This is a genomic window from Vibrio sp. E14 (genome assembly GCF_020515785.1).
Lineage (GTDB): Bacteria > Pseudomonadota > Gammaproteobacteria > Enterobacterales > Vibrionaceae > Vibrio > Vibrio diabolicus.
In genome coordinates, this window is the sequence record NZ_JAHPJI010000002.1 from 482380 (window position 1) to 501871 (window position 19492).

At 43.5% G+C, this 19492-nt stretch carries 19 protein-coding genes and 2 pseudogenes; 14 read left to right on the plus strand and 7 right to left on the minus strand.

Going from position 1 to position 19492, the window contains the following annotated elements:
* Positions 1-184 precede the first annotated feature (184 nt).
* From LIX84_RS07505 to LIX84_RS07515, 3 genes are all read right to left on the minus strand, one after another.
* Positions 185-1318 (minus strand): flagellin, encoded by a 1134-nt coding sequence (locus LIX84_RS07505; RefSeq protein WP_226421012.1) that lies wholly within the window; start codon positions 1316-1318, stop codon positions 185-187.
* 149 nt (positions 1319-1467) lie between these two features.
* Positions 1468-2370 (minus strand): Dyp-type peroxidase, encoded by a 903-nt coding sequence (locus tag LIX84_RS07510; RefSeq protein WP_226421013.1) that lies wholly within the window; start codon positions 2368-2370, stop codon positions 1468-1470.
* A 45-nt stretch (positions 2371-2415) separates the two neighbouring features.
* Positions 2416-2901 carry a DUF2919 domain-containing protein gene (locus LIX84_RS07515; RefSeq protein ID WP_012841521.1) on the minus strand — a complete coding sequence of 162 codons (486 nt, stop codon included), beginning with the start codon at positions 2899-2901 and terminating at the stop codon, positions 2416-2418.
* Between the two features lie 143 nt (positions 2902-3044).
* Between LIX84_RS07515 and LIX84_RS07520 the strand changes: the two genes are divergently transcribed.
* Positions 3045-3398 carry a DUF2956 domain-containing protein gene (locus LIX84_RS07520; RefSeq protein WP_226421014.1) on the plus strand — a complete coding sequence of 118 codons (354 nt, stop codon included), beginning with the start codon at positions 3045-3047 and terminating at the stop codon, positions 3396-3398.
* Between the two features lie 3 nt (positions 3399-3401).
* Entirely contained in the window at positions 3402-3734 is a 333-nt protein-coding gene (locus LIX84_RS07525) for a DUF4156 domain-containing protein (protein ID WP_081441201.1), read from the plus strand.
* A gap of 34 nt (positions 3735-3768) precedes the next feature.
* Here the strand turns inward: LIX84_RS07525 and LIX84_RS07530 are convergent, their stop codons facing one another.
* Positions 3769-4056: a winged helix-turn-helix domain-containing protein gene (locus tag LIX84_RS07530; protein WP_005380433.1), complete on the minus strand. Its 288-nt coding sequence runs from the start codon at positions 4054-4056 to the stop codon at positions 3769-3771.
* Positions 4057-4348: 292 nt separating this feature from the next.
* Between LIX84_RS07530 and LIX84_RS07535 the strand changes: the two genes are divergently transcribed.
* Genes LIX84_RS07535 through LIX84_RS07550 form a run of 4 tightly spaced genes read left to right on the plus strand, consistent with a single transcriptional unit; the run spans position 4349 to position 6767 of the window.
* A complete protein-coding gene (locus LIX84_RS07535) occupies positions 4349-4699 on the plus strand; it encodes an ArsC family reductase (RefSeq protein WP_048625863.1) in 351 nt (116 codons plus the stop codon).
* An 18-nt stretch (positions 4700-4717) separates the two neighbouring features.
* The gene (gene dapE, locus LIX84_RS07540) at positions 4718-5854 is read left to right on the plus strand and encodes a succinyl-diaminopimelate desuccinylase (RefSeq protein WP_182037251.1); all 1137 of its coding nucleotides are present in this window, start codon (positions 4718-4720) and stop codon (positions 5852-5854) included.
* Between the two features lie 14 nt (positions 5855-5868).
* Positions 5869-6567: a M15 family metallopeptidase gene (locus LIX84_RS07545; RefSeq protein WP_226421015.1), complete on the plus strand. Its 699-nt coding sequence runs from the start codon at positions 5869-5871 to the stop codon at positions 6565-6567.
* Positions 6564-6767, plus strand: a complete 204-nt coding sequence (locus tag LIX84_RS07550; protein ID WP_012841517.1) for a DUF2897 family protein — start codon at positions 6564-6566, stop codon at positions 6765-6767. Before LIX84_RS07545 ends, LIX84_RS07550 begins: the two co-directional genes overlap by 4 nt.
* Positions 6768-6872: 105 nt before the next feature.
* Here the strand turns inward: LIX84_RS07550 and bamC are convergent, their stop codons facing one another.
* The gene (bamC, locus tag LIX84_RS07555; RefSeq protein WP_006741687.1) at positions 6873-7892 is read right to left on the minus strand and encodes an outer membrane protein assembly factor BamC; all 1020 of its coding nucleotides are present in this window, start codon (positions 7890-7892) and stop codon (positions 6873-6875) included.
* Positions 7893-7972: 80 nt separating this feature from the next.
* On the minus strand, positions 7973-8851 hold the full coding sequence (dapA, locus tag LIX84_RS07560) for a 4-hydroxy-tetrahydrodipicolinate synthase (protein ID WP_012841516.1): 879 nt from the start codon (positions 8849-8851) through the stop codon (positions 7973-7975).
* A 477-nt stretch (positions 8852-9328) separates the two neighbouring features.
* Between dapA and LIX84_RS07565 the strand changes: the two genes are divergently transcribed.
* The 8 genes and pseudogenes from LIX84_RS07565 to LIX84_RS07600 all read left to right on the plus strand — a co-directional run bounded on the left by LIX84_RS07565 (position 9329) and on the right by LIX84_RS07600 (position 18068).
* Positions 9329-9871, plus strand: coding sequence for a glycine cleavage system protein R (locus LIX84_RS07565; protein WP_012841515.1), 543 nt, complete (start codon positions 9329-9331; stop codon positions 9869-9871).
* A 16-nt stretch (positions 9872-9887) separates the two neighbouring features.
* Positions 9888-10220, plus strand: a pseudogene (gene bcp / locus LIX84_RS07570) (thioredoxin-dependent thiol peroxidase); the annotation flags it as partial.
* 91 nt (positions 10221-10311) lie between these two features.
* Positions 10312-11715: a tyrosine-type recombinase/integrase gene (locus LIX84_RS07575; RefSeq protein ID WP_226421016.1), complete on the plus strand. Its 1404-nt coding sequence runs from the start codon at positions 10312-10314 to the stop codon at positions 11713-11715.
* Positions 11715-14042: a hypothetical protein gene (locus tag LIX84_RS07580; protein ID WP_226421017.1), complete on the plus strand. Its 2328-nt coding sequence runs from the start codon at positions 11715-11717 to the stop codon at positions 14040-14042. Before LIX84_RS07575 ends, LIX84_RS07580 begins: the two co-directional genes overlap by 1 nt.
* 14 nt (positions 14043-14056) lie before the next feature.
* Positions 14057-16214 (plus strand): annotated as a pseudogene (locus LIX84_RS07585) (site-specific integrase).
* Positions 16215-16252: 38 nt separating this feature from the next.
* The gene (locus tag LIX84_RS07590; protein WP_226421018.1) at positions 16253-16756 is read left to right on the plus strand and encodes a bacterioferritin comigratory protein; all 504 of its coding nucleotides are present in this window, start codon (positions 16253-16255) and stop codon (positions 16754-16756) included.
* Between the two features lie 164 nt (positions 16757-16920).
* Positions 16921-17385, plus strand: coding sequence for a thioredoxin-dependent thiol peroxidase (bcp, locus tag LIX84_RS07595; RefSeq protein WP_226421019.1), 465 nt, complete (start codon positions 16921-16923; stop codon positions 17383-17385).
* Positions 17386-17423: 38 nt separating this feature from the next.
* Positions 17424-18068, plus strand: a complete 645-nt coding sequence (locus tag LIX84_RS07600) for a recombinase family protein (protein ID WP_226421020.1) — start codon at positions 17424-17426, stop codon at positions 18066-18068.
* 417 nt (positions 18069-18485) lie between these two features.
* On the opposite strand, the gene LIX84_RS07605 is transcribed toward LIX84_RS07600, so the two are convergent.
* Positions 18486-19220 (minus strand): Crp/Fnr family transcriptional regulator, encoded by a 735-nt coding sequence (locus LIX84_RS07605; protein WP_053307296.1) that lies wholly within the window; start codon positions 19218-19220, stop codon positions 18486-18488.
* Between the last annotated feature and the right edge of the window lie 272 nt (positions 19221-19492).

The window sequence follows — 19492 nt, forward strand, 5'->3', positions numbered from 1 at the left end:
TATTAACGGCGCTCAAACTGATTTCTTTAGGGAATTCTTTGGATTTTTTTGAAAAAAGTTCATTTGGAGAAGGAATCGTGATGAAGCAGATAAAAAAGCAAAAAAACGTCAAACTTTCGCTAAAGCTTCTTTTCGAGCTGTCGATACAGGCAGGTTTTGCGTTAAATTCGAGCGAGGTCGATCATTAGCCAAGTAAGGTTAATGCTAGGTTTGGCGCTTGTTTTGCTTGTGCAAGAATAGAAGTACTGACCTGCTGCAAGATCTGCTGCTTCACCATTTGCGTGGTTTCTTTCGCGTAGTCAGTATCTTGGATACGACTGTTGGAAGCGGCTAAATTTTCGTGGATGTTATCGAGATTATTGATCGCGTGATTAAAGCGGTTTTGATACGCGCCTAACTCAGCACGATGGCTATCAACGTACTTCATCGCAGTATCTAGGACGGCCACGGCTTGTTGCGCACCACCGACAGACGTAATGTCGATGTTATCAACCGCATCGTAACCTTTTAGCTGTAACCCCAGTTCACTCGCTAAGTCACCTGAAAACGATAAAGTGCCTGAAGTTTCTTCTCCAGCCATAAATAGCTGTAACTGACCTTCTTCATTCACCGATGCCGTGACTTTGTCAGTTTGACCATTGATATAAGTCGCAAGCTCTTCGATATCATCGCCAGCTTTGGCATTAATTTGAATGGTTTCCATCTCACCAAAACGATTCGTAAATGACATACTAAGATCATTCGCACCGTCTTTTACTTTCCAATCAGAGCTTGCACGTCCGTTTGCAATGTAACTAAAACCACCCATATCAATGCCATCACTGCGCATCGACTTTAATTCAACTTGCACAGCTTCACCTGACGCTGCACCGATTTGAAATGCCGACTTACCAAAGCTGCCATTGAGCAGTTTACGCCCACCAAAGGAGGTCGTTTCGGCAATGCGGTTTAGCTCATCGTTAAGTGCCGTCACTTCTTCTTGCAGTGCAGTGCGTTCCGCTTTGCTGTTTGAACCATTGGCTGACTGTAGCGACAAATCACGCATACGTTGCATGATATTGGTCACCTCATTCATCGCGCCTTCCGCAGTTTGCATGATGGAAATGCCGTCATTCGCGTTGCGAACCGCAACATCTAAACCACGCATTTGTGATTGCAAGCGGTTGGAGATTTGCAGACCCGCAGCGTCATCCTTTGCGCTGTTAATACGCTTCCCTGAAGACAAACGCTCCATGGATTGGTTCAGCATATCCGTTGCACTGGTCAAATGACGTTGTGCGACAAGTGCTGCCACATTGGTATTAACGGTGATAGCCAAGAGACACAGACTCCAAATAAATTAAGGCTTTGGATACTTATCGACCAAATAATCGAAAGGTTTAGTCTTTTTTGAAAAAGTCTGTGGAATAGAAAAGAAGAAAATAAAAGCCCTCCAATTGGAGGGCTTAAGAAATGAAGTCTGAGAACTTACTTGATGGCTAGCTCTGCGAGCATTTCTTGCGAAGGCGCGAAGAAGTACGCACCAGTTACCGCTGTTGTGAAACGAAGCATTTGGTCTGTTTTACCATCTGTCACGCCGTACATACTTTCTAGCATCACTTTAATGTTATGAAGTGTATTGCAGTAAGAAATAAACAGCAGGCCATGAGGCCCTGTCACCGTCCCGTATGGCAAGCTATGACGAACAATCTTGAGACCTTTTCCTTCTTCTTTAATATCAACGCGACCAACGTGTGATGCAACAGGAACGTCTTCTAGCTCGATAGAATCTGGTTTGGTACGACCAATCACTTTTTCTTGCGCTTTGACATTCAAGCGATTCCAAGCGGCAAGGTTATGTTCAAAGCGTTGAGCCATGACATAACTACCTCCAGCAAATGGGCCCTCTTTTACTAGAGCCACATCAGCGCGAGCCTCCCCTTTCGGGTTTTCTGTCCCATCAATAAAGTCTGTCATATCACGAGCATCAAGGTAACGGTACCCATACGTTTCGTCCACAATGGTGACATCTTGTGCCGTCTCTTCTAGAAACTTACGCAGAACATAAAAGTGCAAGTCGTGACGAGTAGAGTGACAGTGAATCAGCACATCAACATCCGTTGCAGGCGCTACGATGTCTCCTTCGCCAAGTTGAGTAAAATCAATAAGCTCTTCTGGCGCGTCTACATTGAGGTGTTGCCAAAACGATTTTGTGAATGCGATAGAAAGGGTCAGCGCCGCGCCTGGCTGGGTAATATTTAACTCTTCCACTAACTTTGGTAGTGCTTTCAGCTTATCCAATACGTTTTCACGGTTTTGGTTCACTTTAAGTTGAGTGTACAGTGCAAATGGCCCTGCTTCTGGCACGATCGCCGTTTGAGCTTGTGACATTGAGGTTTCCTCTATACTTTGCCCCGGTGTGGGAAGTTATTGTTTTTAATTCTTCGAAGGCTGCTCTTCATTGCGCTCCAATTGTGGCACATGAAAACAGTCTTTTACCCATCTTCCATTTAGAAGATAGATCATAAACCAAGCTAATAAGGTAATGGTAAGGGCGTTTGCCCAGTTGAATACACCATGTTCCAGATACACATGATACATGGTCTGAGCCAGTTGGATACCGCACAAGATCAAAGTGATCTCTCGACCATAGCGAGTAATTCTGTTTACCCATCCTCTATCGGGGTGACGGAGCCCCATCAACCACATGAGAAGCAGGCTTGGAATGCCCATCGCCAAACCCAAATACAGCGTACTTGAGTCTGGATAAACAATAGCGAGTAGCTTACTGCCACTATCACGACTTACGCCTGCCATCGCAAACACAACCCATGAACGTACAAGAAACATCCATCCAAACCATAAAATAATCGGCGCTTTTAAAAATCCATGGGCGTCATATTGGTCAAACGAGTAGCGCACAACATCTTCTTCTTAATGTGATAAAGCGCCACTTTAACCTATCATTTCAGAGTTGCAAGCCAGCAAAGATGAGAACTAAAGTTCATTTCATCATCTTACACAGGTAAACTAAACAAAGAATTACAATGACGTTGATGAGAAACATGAAAAAAAGAACTCCAGCTACCCCAGCGCCTTCTCAAGAAACTCAAGCCGAAGCGATGAGAATTGCCAAATCCACACAGAAACCGGGGCAAACCAAAGAGCAAACCAAGCTGGTCGCTCAAGGTATCGAAAAAGGCATCGCTCAATATAAGAAGCAGCAAAAAGAGCGCAATCGTCAAGCCGATAAAGCGAAGAAAAAACAGCAACGTGAAAAGCAACGTCAGCATGAAGAGACTATCGAACAAGACAACATCACCGACGATGCGCCAAACCATGTATCAAGCAAACTGCCTTGGATACTGCTCGCTCTGAGCTGGATTGGCTTTGCTGCTTACATAGTATTGGGGAAATAGCTGATGAGACGCCTGTTACTTGGACTTTTTGTCGTACTTCTCTCTGGTTGCACGATGCCTTCTCACCTTACTCATGCTCAAAGCCAAGATGTTCATATTCGCATTGACGCTCAGTTCAACCCTGATCGATGCGAATACAAAGGCGAAGTCACCGGAAGCGAGGGTCATTGGTATAACTACATTTTCATGACCAATGACGCGATGATGCAAGGCGCGATGAATGATTTAAAAAACAATGCAGCGGCTATCGATGCGGATACCGTTTTTATGGTCTCCCCGCAAGATTTTATCACCTCATTTAGCGTGCTGGGCTCCGCTTACCGCTGCAATGGATGACGCCTGAATATGAAAAAAGCCAGCAATTGCTGGCTTATGCACGAAATCCAAGACTGCTAGCGATATCTCTCTCCCGCTCTAGAACCCATTGGCTATCAAAAGGCCCCCAATCTGAAAGTTGATAATAGCCGTCATTATGACGTCGGCCATCTTGAACGAATATGAGTTCAATGCCGATCCCAGGTAACGCCTTGAGTACATCTTGAATTGTACGACGAGGCCACCCCGTTTTTTCGATCAACTTTGGCACATTCGGCCTTTCTAGGTTTTCCACCAACAAGGCCAAATATAGCCGCCTTGCAAAAACAGGACTCAATTCCATTGACACCTCCTAAAATTGTGCTGATTCATTATTTCGTTTTTGCTCAGCGAGATGTTGCGTTTGATCAATAACTCGACTTTTCCATTTGATTTAGACGATTTTTTATTCGATTTATAGTGCATTCATCGTAAATAAGTTACGTAACATCAGTTATCTCAATCTATCTGAAAATATTTTCCACCGCATTTTGTCAGTTTGATTGCTTCTTGATAGGATGCTATAGCAGCCCAAATCACTTAAGTGCGTCTTAACCGCGCCAGTGAAAAATAGAACAAAGAAAAAAGGAAACACTATGTCGATTACCATGTTTGGTATTCCCAACTGCGATACGATCAAAAAAGCCAAAAAATGGTTAGAAGCTGAGGATATTACTTACGACTTCCATGACTACCGTAAGCAAGGCGTTGATGTAGCTATGGTAAGCGAATTTTGTCGCGCTTTAGGTTGGGAACAGGTGCTCAACAAACGTGGCACGACCTACCGCCAACTGACACAAGAACAGAAAGACACGCTTAACGAAGAAAACGCGATCGCTCTTTTGGTAGAAAATCCGGCGATGATCAAGCGCCCAATTTTAAAAGTGAATGATCAACTTCATATCGGTTTTAAAGCTGATCAATACGCTACCATTTTCAACTCTTAAATAAAGGAATACTCAAGGATGACAGACAGTCCAGTATTGGCACTTGCTAAAGATCTGATCAGTAGACAATCTGTAACGCCGGAAGACGCAGGTTGTCAGGATTTGATGATCGAGCGCTTAAAAGCACTCGGGTTTGAAATTGAAGTGATGGTGTTTGAAGATACCACGAACTTCTGGGCTCGACGTGGTTCAGAAGCGCCACTATTTGCGTTTGCTGGCCACACCGATGTGGTACCTGCTGGCAAACTGGAGCACTGGGATACACATCCGTTTGAACCAACGATTATTGATGGTTACCTACACGGTCGCGGTGCAGCGGACATGAAAGGGTCGCTAGCTGCTATGGTCGTTGCTGTCGAACGCTTCATTGCAGAGAACCCAGACCACAAAGGCTCAATCGGCTTTCTAATTACGTCGGATGAAGAAGGACCATTTATCAATGGTACCGTTCGTGTTGTAGAAACGTTGATGGCACGTGGCGAAAATATCGACATGTGTATCGTTGGTGAACCATCCAGCACCGAAGTGGTTGGCGATGTGGTGAAAAATGGACGTCGCGGCTCTATCACGGGCGATTTGACGGTAAAAGGAACACAAGGCCACGTGGCCTATCCTCACCTAGCCAATAACCCTGTGCACGAGTCTCTACTCGCGATTCATGAACTCGCAACAACCGAGTGGGACAAAGGAAATGATTATTTCCCACCAACCAGCTTCCAGATCCCGAACGTATCGGCTGGCACTGGTGCGTCTAACGTCATTCCTGGCGAGTTTCATGTTCAGTTCAACCTACGTTTTAGTACTGAGCTGAACAATGACGCAATTGTTCAGCGTGTTACCGAAACATTGGACAAGCATGAGCTGGACTACGAACTAAAATGGACATTCAACGGCGACCCATTCCTGACCGATACAGGCGCGCTGCTAGATGCAGTTGTTGCTGCTGTTGCCGAAGTGAATGATACGAAGCCAGCACTACTTACAACTGGCGGTACGTCTGATGGTCGCTTTATCGCTCGAATGGGTGGCCAAGTAGTAGAGTTAGGCCCTGTTAATGCTACGATTCATAAAGTGAACGAATGCGTGAAAGTGGACGATCTAGAAAAGTTGACTGACATGTACGAGAACACGTTGAAACACCTGTTAGCGAAGTAATCAGCGAGAACACCATGACACCAGAGCAACTCACCGGCACCACAGATTCTCATCTGCAATCCACTTTAGTGGGTCAAAAAGCGTTTCTACTCCACCCTGAAGTAGCTGACGATCTGCTAAAGATGATTGAAGCGGCAACAGAAGCAGGTTTTAAAATGGAAATCGCCAGTGGTTTTCGTGACTTCAACCGCCAAAAAGCGATCTGGAACGGGAAGTTTTCTGGTGAGTTGCCAATTCTCGACGTCAACTCCCGCCCTTTAAACAAAGCAGAGTTAAATGACGAAGAGAAGTTGATGGCCATTTTGCGCTGGTCGGCACTGCCTGGAGGAAGTCGTCATCATTGGGGTTGTGATTTTGATGTCTATGCGCGCAATTTATTGCCTACTGACACCAAACTCAAGCTGGAACCTTGGGAGTACATTGAAGGCCACCAGCAAGCGTTCTACCAATGGTTAAAAGCCAACCTTGGTCGATTCGGCTTCTTCTTCCCTTATCAGCAAGATTTAGGTGGCGTTTCGATTGAGCCTTGGCACATTAGCCACCGCACTGTCGGGCAACAGTGCCTCGAGCAGTTGACGCTTGATGTACTCAGAAGCCAGTTGATTCAGCAGAATCAGACCGACAACATTGCAGGGATTGACGTCATACTGAATAATTTAGATAACGTCGTTGCCAAATTTATTCACAATATCACGCCGCCGGAGGCTCTATGATAGAAATACTCACCAATCCTTGGGTCATTATCATTGTAGTGTTGAGCGTGGTCATTGGTAACATTGCCGCACTCAAATACACCGCAAAAATGAAGTTTGGTCAGATGGATAAAAGCCGTAAGAACGATTTAGATAAGCTGAACACGTTGGATAAACAACGCTCCGCTGACGAGGAGAGTAACAAAGACGAGCCTCGTTAGTTAAACACCTACTTTATCTCGACACGCCGAATATAAGCATCAAAAAGGGACCACTGGGTCCCTTTTCAATTATTGTGTAAACGTATCGCGTTAAGTTCGCTTTGGTTACTGCTTCACCGTCGCAGCCAATACAGGCGCTAGTGATTTCAAAAACTCTTCTTCTACTGGCTTACCAGAGGAATCCGTAATATTGATAGACGTACGGTTGCCTAAATCGCCAAGTAAGAATGTGTACTTACCAGCGTCTAACTCCACTGGTTTAACGCCGATATCGTTCCAGAATTCATCATCCGGAGACGCATATTTCGCAGTGATTGTGCCCTGAGACTGGCTACGCTCTTCAATCTTAAAGCCCATCTTAGGTAGAATATTAGGCAGACGTTGCCAAAGCATGTTGTATTGCGCGCGCGCGACAATCACAGGAAGCCCACTACGGTCTTTACCCATTGTAATTGGGATCTGTTTAACCAACTCTTGCGCTTTACGTTGTGCTTCTTCACGTACTTCTTGATCGTAGCGAGCGGTTACCAAGTTCGTCATGAACACATTGTAGCGCTCACGGTTGGTCGCCGTTACTTCTTTCACTTGATTGCCTTCACGCCAGTCAATAAGACTCACTTTAAAGCCGTGTCGACCATTTGCTTCAGCACGTACGATCTCATATCGGCTACCAATTTCTAGCTCTTCGTCTGGCGAATCCCACGTCACCCAACCTGTCTCGATACGAGAATCTGTTTGGCTTTCAACTGGAATCTCGTTGGCCGCGACCATGTTTTGTACCGTTTGCCAAACTTTATCTAGTTCATCTTTACGAAGTAGCCAAAGGGTCACTTCACCATCACTACTACGGTCAAGACGTGCACCAGGAATAAGCTCTAGGACTTGTTGAGGTGGACGAATGTCGACATCTTTACCTACACCACCAGCGTAGTTACCCTGAGGGATCTCATAGTTCGGGTAAAACTGTGGCTGTGCGCCTTGTGGGACATTCCACTCACCCAAATTGGGGGAGTTCAAATACTCGAAGTCATCTTTTGCTTGACGACGTTGATTGGCACCACCTGAACAGGCAGTCAATACGAATACAGCTAATGAACTTAACACTAACTGGCTTGAAAGCTTCATCTATACTCCTAAAACACCGAGGGCGCTTTGGCCCCCAGTATGAACTTCAATCCTAGTAACTCAATCTTAATAGCTCAATTTTAATAAATACCGGCGTCGGTTAACGCCTGTTCAACGATCGGCTGCGATTTTTCAGAAAGTGTGGTTAAAGGAAGACGCAAACCACCTTCTTCAATCAAACCAAGCTTTTGCGCTGCCCATTTTACTGGGATAGGGCTTGCTTCAATGAAAAGGTTTTTGTGTAGAGTCATCAAGCGTTGGTTAATCGCTTCTGCTTCTTCATACTTACCTTCACTTGCCAAATGGAACATGTCTGCCATGTCTTTAGCTGCAATATTGTTCGTTACCGAGATAACACCATTGCCACCAAGTTTCACAAAATCGAGACCCGTCGCATCATCGCCACTTAGTAAGATAAAATCTTCGCCACAAAGTTCACGGTGAATTGCAATTCGGTCCAAATCGCCCGTTGCATCTTTTAAAGCCACGATATTATCAAGCTTTGACAAGCGTGCCACTGTTTCTGGCTGCATATCAACAGCAGTACGGCCTGGTACGTTGTATAAAATTAGAGGCACATCACTCGCTTCAGCAATTGCCTTGTAGTGCAAGAACAAACCTTCTTGAGTTGGTTTGTTGTAATACGGTGTCACACTCAGGAAGCCAGCAATACCAGAATCAGCCAGTAATTTGCTAAATGTTACTGCCTCGTGGGTTGCATTTGCACCCGTGCCAGCAATCACAGGGATGCGACCGTCGGCAAACTCAACAGTTTTATTAACGACCTTTACATGCTCTTCAATGGTCAGTGTCGCTGACTCACCTGTTGTGCCTACCGCCACAATACCGTCTGTACCCGCTTCAACGTGGTACTCTACTAGCTTTTGCAGACTGTCAAAGTCTACTTCGCCATCTGCTTTGAATGGCGTAATCAGCGCTACGATACTTCCTGAAAACATGTTTATCTCCCTCATTTAACTCTTTCTGCATGGTACTGTAATGCGATTGAAAAACACAAGAGCGTAAACTCGCTTACAAAGTACAAATGAATGAATAATTATCAGTTGTTAGAGGTCTAGCAACTTAATTGCTCTATTTGGTTTGATTAGCGGCAATATTGATAATCGTGTTGGGCTTTCGAGTGACTTTAGAATCTATCAGTGATTTGGAAAATACTGAAGTGCACAAGCCAGGAAAATATACTCTTTGGTCGTGCTCACCAAGTCAGACCTGAGTGAATAAAAAGACCAAACAACACGCAAGCACATCATGCAAACGTTTTATTCCCTCAACTCCCTCGTTTACTGCTTGCCTCCAATCGTTCACCTCAAGAGCCAACCTGCTTTTTTGTAAACTAAAAAAAGAACTGACTCGATATTTCTCCACAATATCTGTGCTAACATCTCTCTATTGAAGAAAGGACAAGAAGCTCATTTATGAAGCAACATCTGGTACTTACAGCAGTTGGAACGGACCGTCCAGGCATTTGTAACCAAGTCGTACACCTCGTTACTCAAGCCGGTTGTAACATAGTCGATAGCCGTATCGCTATCTTTGGAAGTGAATTTACGCTGATCATGCTCCTAACTGGGAACGCCAGTAGCGTGACTCGAGTAGAAACGCAATTGCCTCTACTTGGCCAAGAGCATGACCTGATTACGATTATGAAGCGTACGTCGGCGCACGAATTGCTCGACAACAGCTACACAATGGAAGTGTTTATTGAGTCTGAAGACCGCCCAGGTCTGACTGAAAAGTTTACTAAGTTCTTCGCGGATCAACAGATTGGTTTGGACTCTCTTAGCGCCCAAACTATCAGTAAGTCGAAAATTCAACTTGATGCGGACCAATTCCACATTGCGATTACCGCATCAGTAAGTGCGGATTGTAACTTAATGCAATTACAAGAAGATTTCGATGAACTTTGTCAGTCGCTCAACGTACAAGGTTCTCTGAATTTCATTAAAAACACACTATAAAGTAAAGGAAATCACCATGAATACGCTGACAGCAGGCTCGCCAGCGCCAGCCTTCTCTTTGCTCGACCAAGACGGAAATACAGTTTCTCTCGAAGACTTTAAAGGCAAGAAAGTACTTTTCTACTTTTACCCTAAGGCGATGACGCCGGGTTGTACTACACAAGCAAAAGGTCTACGTGACATCAAAGCTGAATTAGATGCGCACAACGTGGTTGTACTTGGCGTAAGCATCGACCCTGTAAAACGCCTAGGCAAATTCATCGAGCGTGATGATTTAAACTTCACCCTACTTTCTGACGAAGATCATGCCGTTGCAGACCAATTTGGCGTTTGGGGCGAAAAGAAATTTACCCTTAGAAATTTTTTATGACAAAAACCCTTGGTGTATTTTTATGACTAATCTATCTTTGATATGTGGGTAACATATCGAGGGTTGCTTTGTGATAGAAACACATGAAGAAAAATATTCTGATGTTTATGATGACTACCGACTGCTTTCCGTCGAAGTCGATACATTAGCAAAGCTGAAAATTTCAGAGAGTACCGATACCGAATCTGGAGAGGTGACACATTCTCCCAACCTTTCCCCTTCCAATCTGGAATCACGCCTAAAGAAAACAGGTATTATTATTGCCCCTGATGGTACGGTTGTTTATCCACAGTCTCTATACCTCGTATCCAAGTTGCGTGGCAAAGACGCTGTCAAAGACACAGGTTCAATCGCAAAAGGTTTGCTAGCTTTCACTCGTTATTTGGATTCGACTCACCACTCTCAAGTTGATGAAGATGGTCATGAAATACCATGTGAATACCTAACGTATAAAACCCTATCGAAGTACGAAGAAGAAGGTGCTCCTTGGCGATTTGCTGAGTTCCTGCTTGCGAACTGCAATGATATTGAAGGCTCTAATGGCAGCGAGGCTTTTAGTTTATCTACAGCTCGCACCTATATGGGTGTGGTTATTGGATTCTATAAGTGGATGCAAAAAAACGGCTACGTCAAAAATAATGATGAAAATATCGTTACGCACTACACCACAGAAACAGTGCATCAGGAGTTAAACCAACACGATATGCTGGCTCACACAAAATCTGGCTCTCAGTGTACTTATGAAACTTCCAATATCATGAAGAAGTTTCCTAAAAAGCAAAATACGCCAGCCCACAAAAAACTCAAGCCCATGCACCCCGAGCACAAAGCTTTATTCAATGAGCATATAACATCACTCCCAAAGACAACAAAACTCATATTTCAGCTATGTGCAGAAGCAGGACTTAGAATAGATGAAGCCATTCACTTCCCCGCTCATGACATCGGAAACGCTGACTACAGTGATTTAGATGCTGTACCAATCAAAATCACTCACACTAAAGGCAGTAAAGAGCGTACCGTAGAAATCCCTATCGAGCTGTACGAAGAGCTAGAGATACATAAAGAAAGTTACACGCAACTTAAATACCTAAGTAAGCGCAATGTTCTTATTCAGGCAGGCAACGAAATGGATACCGTTGCGTACCTATTTCTCTCAAACAAAGGTGTGCCTTACTCCGTCAATACTTTAGAAACGCACTTTTCAAACCTTAGAAAGCAGATTCGGGAAGTCGACTCTTCTTGGTATTACCGAATTCATGATTTACGTTCTACCTTTGCTACTCACTGGCTTTGGGAAGAGTCAAAAGAGCGTAATGTTAGCTATGACTACCTTATGGGTGACTTAGCGGTATTGATGGGGCACGCCAGTACATCGACCACTGAAAAATACATTCAATACATGAATAAACTGGACGACCAAATCAACACGGCTAAAGCCAAAAACCGCAAAATAAACGGAGGTTGGTCGTAATGGCGAAAAGTAAAATCGCAAAACAGTCCAAAGCCGTCAAGCATGTGCGGAACAATCAAAATGTTGTTCCTTTGAATCTAGATATTCCTTATAAAGACGCTAGTTCAACTCAAGCAAAGCCATTCGATGTTTCTCACCTATTGTATTTTGGGACTAACAAAGGAAGTGAAAAAATAAGCAGCCGAACCGTATTTATTAGGTCTTTTTGCAAAAAAGCTCATCAATATGTCAGCAATGGCAAGTCTGCCCAAAGCGTCACAAGATACTATGAGACCTTACGCGCTTACCTTGCTTTTTGTGATGCACTAAATGTTGACCCATTCTCCGAAAGTGGCTATTTGAAGTATGCAGGCAACGATGGCGAATTAAGGCATCGTATCAAGATGCTTAACCCTTCAAAACGCCTATGGGAATTCAATCATGGCGATGAGTTAGGCATTAAAGAATCGACTGCTGCGAAAGCGCGTTCAAGCATTCGTACTGCACTTGAATGGTGTGGCCTGCCTATTTCCGATTGGGCTAGGCATCACCGAGGGTTTGCAGGAGAAAAAATGCCATTTAAGGGCTACTCAGATGAAGAAGAAAAACTTCTGGTCACACGATTAGAGGCATTGTTTTTCACTCTTGCGCCACAGCTCATTGCTGCTAAAGAAAACAACACGCCTTTACCCGAAACTCTGCCTCTTGTCATTAATCTTGGTTTACATGAGGAAACAATTCAAATTCCGACATCATTGGAAACGCGAGTTGCAGGCACAAGCAAAAATGGCACCGCTGTTAATGCTGGCGCAGCCTTTAACCTTACAATGGGTGCCGCCTATCATTTAATGTGCTTTTTTACCTCACTGAACGACACCAACATTCGACATATCGCCCACCCAATTGATGTTAAAACAGGGGAGCGAGATAAGAGTATGCAAGTGGTCAAGGTCTTAAGCTATAAGCCTCGCTCAAGCAGCGAAGTCGATGCTCTGCTCGTAGGTGAGCCGTTTGACGTTGATAAGCGCGATGGCGTAAAGTTTATAAAGCTACTAGAACGATTATCCAAACTCTACGGCAATGGTGAAGATGGCTCTGTGCTGCTTTTTACTCTCAATAATTACTCAGAAGTCAGTGATACCTTTCATTTGAGAGAGCTAAATAAAACCCTCGTTAACAAACTACACCTGTTATCTCCCCATCGGGCGGGTAATCTACCTTGGTTTAAAGAGCTGTTTTACACCTACCGAAACCAACAAATCATCACGTTAAAAAAGGTCACTAACCATTTAGGTCGCACGGTTGTTCATAAAGAAGTGCAGGAAACGTCCAAAACTAAGGCAGGACAAGGAGCGACCAACAGTGCCTACTGCATTTTATCTTGTTACACAGACCTTCCACTTAAAGGGATTTTACTTCCGATCACCTATTCCGAAGTTGATAGCGATGGCAATGTTACCGTTTCTTATAACTATAGAAGTGGCGAAACAGGATACTTCAAATTCCCTGCTTGTGATTTAACGCTTATTAAAGATATAGAGCAATATGCGAAAGAAAAAGCAGACAAACAGCCGAAGAAATACGAACGACTGCTTTTAACAAGAACCTCCCAACATGGTCCTTCTGATTGGGAAGGTGTTAGCCCTATTTCAGCCAATCTCATGAGACCATGGTCTGTTCAACCCAACCATTACTACCTCTCTCTTCAATCAAGTCGCTGGCGAGAAATGAGCAGTAATCAAGCCTATGCGGAGGGAGGGATTCAAGGCGTTCAAAGCTTGCTCCAAAACAAGCGAGACACAATAGAGAGAAGTTACATAAACGGATTTCCATCACTTAATAAAGTCATCCTTTCTCAGGGTATCGAAGTCATCGAAAACCTCTTTGATAATGACTTAGAGCAAGCAAAAGATGCTGTTGCTAAAAGGCGCGGTATTCCGATGCTGACATACGAGGAAGGTGATAAAAAGCGTAAAACCAATCCCAACGGAATAGCTTGTGATGGGAAGCAAGTCATGATTGATGGTAAGAACACACAACGTGAAACGAACTATGCGCTAGGCGTAGACTTACCTTGCGCCGAGTTTGATGTGTGCCACAAGTGCCAATCTGCCAAAGCGGTAGATGAAGTTGATGCTGTTTATAAGCTTATTTCATACATCGATGTTTTTAAGGAAGGGCTTGATATGTTCCCTGATTCGAAAGGGGGTGCTCTAGAAAAAATCGAAGCATTTGAGTGTACGCTGGATAGTGCAAGTGATGATGTATTCGATGAAGCCATGAAAAAATTCAATACCCAAGGTCGTCACCCAAGAGTGTCCATCGACCATGCAATTCTATCTATGTAGTTACGGGGGCTCACATGATAAAACTCTCTGACCTAGAGCACCAAAACAAGCTTCTTAAAGCGCAACAAAACGTTGGCGCTCATACTAATTACTTAATGGATGTATTAAAACCAGCGATTGAGCGCGGCGATTGGGATGAACTCGAAGCTCTTGATATAGGCTTTACGGTAACAGGTGAATCATTAGGTAAAATTGCCGATGATGAGGCTTGGAGAAATTTGCAGCCTCATACAGAGCCACAAGCAAAGGAGGTCTACACCCTAGAGTTTACTAACGATGGTAGAGTGATTGAGCGCAACCTTAAGAATGAGCTTAAAGCGCTCATACTTAAAATGATGTGGCTTTCACCTCATGACCAATCCTTTGCCACTCTTTATAAGACGATAACTGTCCTTAAAAAAACTCATCAACCCGCTTTTAAATGAAGGACTTAACACTTTATCAGCGCTTAACTTTGACCGACTCGAAACTTGGGTGCTAACGGACTTTACCGATATCGATTTTGAAAGAGGGAGAACTTACAGCGGGTTAAATCGCCTTTATTTAGAAGCTAGGGGGTTGCCCTTTAAGGTAAACCTAAATAAAAAACTTAACGCCTCGGATTTTGGTTTAACTCTTAAAGAAGCTGAGCAATTTACTGTCGTTCCACAAAGGCTCTACTACATGGGGCTTCAAAAGTCGGAAGAGGTGATTGATGAAGCTTACGCTCTTCGTCATGAACTAGAGCAACTGATAGATTACATTACCACCTATTTTGAAAAAGCCTATGTCGGTTATGCTAAGTATCTGATCAGTGGTGACGGTAGAAAAAAAAACGGTGGTATTAAATGGTACTTAGGCAAGACAACTAAAGGAAATAAAAAGCGCACCATTGCTTTTCAACAAGCTTTCACAGCACTTCACTCTCCAAATGAAGAAGAGGCACTGGCTCTCGCACGCCTCCATAAACCAGAGATACACGCCGAATATTTAGATAAATACCACACCGAGCGAAAACTGACGATTGGGCAGTGGACAATTAGTAATCTAAGAGAGGCTTATTCACTTTTTAAAATGCTTAATGGTGCCTGCTTATGGGGATTAATGGCTCGTACAGGAATGAGAAGCGATGAAATGTATAGTCTGAACACTGCTCAGGGCTGCACCGAAGATATCATTGACCGCCAGAATATATACGTTATCCATGCCAACCTCTCAAAGACAACAAAAGGCTCTCAATCAATACAAGATGAGTTTGTCACTACCGAGACTGGTATGAAAGCTTATAAAGTCCTTCAAGTGCTGCATACACCACTTAGAAAAAGGCACCCTAGCTCACAATCCTTCTTCCATAAAATAAAAGAGGATTTCAGTGAAATAAGCAAAAAAGTAATAGGAGCACACTCTATAGCTTGGTTCAGAGGGGCCATGGGTGAAGAGCTTGCGCTGACCAATGAAGACCTAATTAACCTAAAAGTATCTGATCCCAATTTATCTTTTGAATTGGGTAGTAATTATGAGTTTACGCCACACCAACTTCGCCGCTCTTTTGCTTACTACTTAATTGGTTACGAGCTTTGTAACTTCCCACAACTCAAACAACAATTCAGTCATGTGTCTATGGCAATGACACGACACTACGCTAAAAATGCCAGTAAATTTCAAAAAATCAGGCACAAGAAAAAAACACTTGCGAACGAAATTGATGAAGAGCGAATCAACCAAAAAGCCCGTGTCTATTTGAATATCTATGAGAAATTGGCAAACAAGGAAAGAGTTGCAGGCGGTAAAGGCAAAGAGTTTGCTAAAAGCATGACCAAAGCAGACCGTAACTTATTCACAGACAAAGTGGATAATGACATGCTTTCTCTTAATTTCTGGAAAAAGCAAATTCGATATAAAAAACGACACCTTCATGCGGTTGCACCTGGGATATATTGCACGTCAACCAGTTGTGGCTTAAGAACACTTGTTAACCTCATTGAATGCGTAGATTGCAAGAATGACTACATCGTGGATACCGTATTTGCTGAAGCAAAACGTAAAGAAGCTGAAATTCACATGCTTTACGATATTGAAAATAATGAACTCTCCCCTCAAACTGCCTCTGAATCTTACATTAAAATTCAAGCGGCAGAACGTATTATGAATGATTTAGGTATCGACTATGAGCCTGTCGTTTTTCCTAATTAAGTTAGGGGTTTACTCATCCCATTTGGAGTTATTTCATAATGTCACAGACAACAAAAAAGAAGCTAATTGACGCATTAGAAAGGCTGCTGAGCGGTGATGTAGCAAAGTTAACATCGAGAGAGCTGCGTAATAAAGCGCGAAAAGGCAAGCTCAAAATCAACAACAGTAGCGTTGAAAAAGAAGCGGGGCTTTCTGCTGGCGCACTCAGAAGGCACAACGATGTCGTTCTGATGATAAAAAACAAATCATTAGAGGTACAAGTTGCTCAAGATGAGAATACAGACTCCCCTATTGAGGTGCTTCAAAAAGAAATAAAGGCGCTCAAAGGTGAACGAACGCAAGCCAATAAGAAGAAAAAAGAATATTACGATGAGGCTCAAAGCCATAAGGAGGCGTTGGCTACTCAAGCAGCCATTCATGTAAAAGTAGTTCAAGAGCTTATGGATATGCTGCATGAGAGTCAGCGAGAAAAAGCTATGGATAAAATCGTCTCGACTCGTTTAGACAATGTGGTTACACACCCATTTAGAAAACCAAAGTAGTTAGTACTGCCATTTAAATTTGTCCTGTTTGGAGTAAATCACTAGACAGGACTCTAAATTAACGATGAAAACGCACACTCAAACGTAATAAAAATACACTAAAAAGGACGTAGCGAATAACGCTACGCCACATACCATTAATTGAGAAAGTAAGGACAAAACCAATGGCAATCGAAGCTGGACAAATCGCACCAGATTTTACCCTAAATGACCAAGACAATAACCCAGTGACGCTATCTGAGTTTCAGGGAAAAAAGGTACTGCTCTATTTCTACCCACGCGCTTCAACACCCGGCTGCACAGTTCAGGCTAAAGGGTTACGAGATACTAAAGCTGAGTTAGGTGCCCACAATGTTGTTGTTCTTGGTGTCAGCCCAGACACACCACAAAAATTAACTAACTTTATCAACAAGCAAGAGCTTAACTTCACTTTGCTAGCCGATGAAGACCACACAGTTTGTGAAAAGTACAATGTTTGGCAACTCAAGAAATTTATGGGCCGCGAAAATATGGGGGTAGTACGAACAAGCTTCCTGATTGATGAGTCTGGTAACCTTGAGCATGTATTTAACAAGTTCAAGACCAAAGATCACCATGAAGTCGTATTGGACTACCTAAACAGCAAATAAGCTTCCATGAGCAATTAACTCTTAACTTGGGGACAGGCATGATTGGCTGCATTCGAGTATCAGATTCACAAAGAGCCGATGGCGAATCACAAAGAGAAGCTATCAAGGCGTACGCTGCTAAACGTGGCATACAAATAACGGATTGGATAGAAGAGCACGTGTCTGCCACCAAGACAGAGTTGAGTGAGCGGAAGTTATTTTCTCTCATCACCTCTCAACAAAGTATCATTGTATCGGATATCACTCGGTTGGGCCGCCATAAAGTTATGGAGCTAGTAGGTGCCATTGGTCAAATAGCCTCATACGGTGAGCTATATTTAGCATACTACGACACCATCATAAGCTCAGAGAACGTTGATAATGCTGAAATCATTTTTACAGTTATTGGGCAGTCTTTTGCCAGTGCTGTAGAAGCCCAGAAGCGCTCTGAGCGAGCTAAAGGTGGTCACGAGACCAAAGGGCTATCATTTGGCCGTCAGAGGGGGCAGAAGGTGAAATCAAGGCTTGATGAGCATACAGCGTTTATATTGAACCTTCTCGACACCAAGACCACCAAAGCTGAAATTCTTAGGCAACTAAGCGAACGTGGTGTATCGCTTTCTCGAAGTCGATTCTACTCTTGGTTGGAAGCCCGTGGGCTTCATAACAAAAAAGCTGAATTTCAGGTGGACATGTTCTCATAGCAAGCCTAGTTTGCCTGACGTCCCTCACTTCTTGCAAACTCGTTTTTGCCCCATTGTTACTTGGGGCTAGTACTAATCCAGTTATGGTCAGTATGACTTTTCCTTAATCAATCTTATTTAAACTTCCCCCCAAACTGGTGAGTTTATCGATGCAACTCTGCAACACTCATCGTGAAAACTAAATCCGAATCAGCATGATTTGAGTAGCTATGAGGGACATACGTTTTAGCTATAGCGGATTGACCTTCAAGTAGTTCTATTGCTTGCCCATAAATATCATCCAGATATTTATGAGCAGTCCTTGTTCAAAGAAATTACTGAAGCCTATGCGGTGCTCAAACAAGCAAACCATAGCCGCTTGCTAATGAATGATAATGTCATCACGTTAAAACACCATTTTAGATGAGTGAATCAGGCCTACTTTTTTAGTAACATATAAGGCAACAAGCGATCTGTCTCTGTTTTCACCACGGCGTAACATTCACAGCTCAATTCTTCGAGTTTCGACCTGTCTAGTACAGTGATATGACCACGGTGATAATCAATCACGCCGAGCTTTTGTAATTTACCAGCCGCTTCGGTGACACCTTCACGGCGCACGCCCAACATGTTGGCAATCAGTTCTTGGGTCATGATGATATGGTTATCGGGCAAACGATCAAGTGACAATAACAACCAACGGCATAATTGCTGGTCAATCGAATGATGACGATTACACACAGCGGTTTGCGACATTTGTGTGATCAAGGATTGTGTATAACGCAGCATCAACTCCAGTAGTTTACCGTGTCGATTAAATTCTTCCGTTAATTTGCTACCCTTTAGGCGATACGCATGTCCCGCGCTTTGCACTACGGCTCGGCTAGACGTACTTTCGCCGCCCATAAACAAGGCAACGCCAACCAAACCTTCGTAGCCAACCACAGAAATTTCGGCTGACGCGCCACTTTCCATCACGTAAAGCAGAGACACAATGGCATCGACAGGAAAGTGCACATAAGCCAACTTGTCTCCTGCTTCATATATTATATGCCCTAATTCCAGTTTTTCTAACTCAACAAAAGGAAATATACGGGTTTGCACTTCCTTAGGTAAGGCTGCTAAGAGATGGTTTTGGAATGGTGAAAAAGTCGTATCTATTGCATCATGCATAGGACAATCCTTAAATGTTTTCAAGTGAAAATCAGGTCGCAATAAGGCGATAGAAAAGCATACTTATCACTTAATTACTCAAAGTTCCGTATTACTCAAAGTTCCGTGCGCTAACGAACCACCAATCTTTATTTGGCAATTTACTCACTTAAATCATGGCCTAGATTCTAATTTAACGCATTAAATCCAGATAACTCTTCATCGATATCGCTTTGACCGTGCCAGCATCGAAGGTACAAAGATTTCTCTTATCGAGCGTTAAAGCTTAACGC

What these genes read in the sequence shown, in the direction of transcription:
- bcp (WP_226421019.1), top strand. Translation starts at nt 16,921, where the DNA reads ATGGCAATCGAAGCTGGACAAATCGCACCAGATTTTACCCTAAATGAC.
- LIX84_RS07535 (WP_048625863.1), top strand. Translation starts at nt 4,349, where the DNA reads ATGTCGATTACCATGTTTGGTATTCCCAACTGCGATACGATCAAAAAA.
- LIX84_RS07565 (WP_012841515.1), top strand. Translation starts at nt 9,329, where the DNA reads ATGAAGCAACATCTGGTACTTACAGCAGTTGGAACGGACCGTCCAGGC.
- LIX84_RS07545 (WP_226421015.1), top strand. Translation starts at nt 5,869, where the DNA reads ATGACACCAGAGCAACTCACCGGCACCACAGATTCTCATCTGCAATCC.
- LIX84_RS07590 (WP_226421018.1), top strand. Translation starts at nt 16,253, where the DNA reads ATGTCACAGACAACAAAAAAGAAGCTAATTGACGCATTAGAAAGGCTG.
- LIX84_RS07530 (WP_005380433.1), bottom strand. Translation starts at nt 4,056, where the DNA reads ATGGAATTGAGTCCTGTTTTTGCAAGGCGGCTATATTTGGCCTTGTTG.
- LIX84_RS07550 (WP_012841517.1), top strand. Translation starts at nt 6,564, where the DNA reads ATGATAGAAATACTCACCAATCCTTGGGTCATTATCATTGTAGTGTTG.
- LIX84_RS07605 (WP_053307296.1), bottom strand. Translation starts at nt 19,220, where the DNA reads ATGCATGATGCAATAGATACGACTTTTTCACCATTCCAAAACCATCTC.
- bamC (WP_006741687.1), bottom strand. Translation starts at nt 7,892, where the DNA reads ATGAAGCTTTCAAGCCAGTTAGTGTTAAGTTCATTAGCTGTATTCGTA.
- LIX84_RS07520 (WP_226421014.1), top strand. Translation starts at nt 3,045, where the DNA reads ATGAAAAAAAGAACTCCAGCTACCCCAGCGCCTTCTCAAGAAACTCAA.
- LIX84_RS07600 (WP_226421020.1), top strand. Translation starts at nt 17,424, where the DNA reads ATGATTGGCTGCATTCGAGTATCAGATTCACAAAGAGCCGATGGCGAA.
- LIX84_RS07525 (WP_081441201.1), top strand. Translation starts at nt 3,402, where the DNA reads ATGAGACGCCTGTTACTTGGACTTTTTGTCGTACTTCTCTCTGGTTGC.
- LIX84_RS07580 (WP_226421017.1), top strand. Translation starts at nt 11,715, where the DNA reads ATGGCGAAAAGTAAAATCGCAAAACAGTCCAAAGCCGTCAAGCATGTG.
- dapE (WP_182037251.1), top strand. Translation starts at nt 4,718, where the DNA reads ATGACAGACAGTCCAGTATTGGCACTTGCTAAAGATCTGATCAGTAGA.
- LIX84_RS07510 (WP_226421013.1), bottom strand. Translation starts at nt 2,370, where the DNA reads ATGTCACAAGCTCAAACGGCGATCGTGCCAGAAGCAGGGCCATTTGCA.
- dapA (WP_012841516.1), bottom strand. Translation starts at nt 8,851, where the DNA reads ATGTTTTCAGGAAGTATCGTAGCGCTGATTACGCCATTCAAAGCAGAT.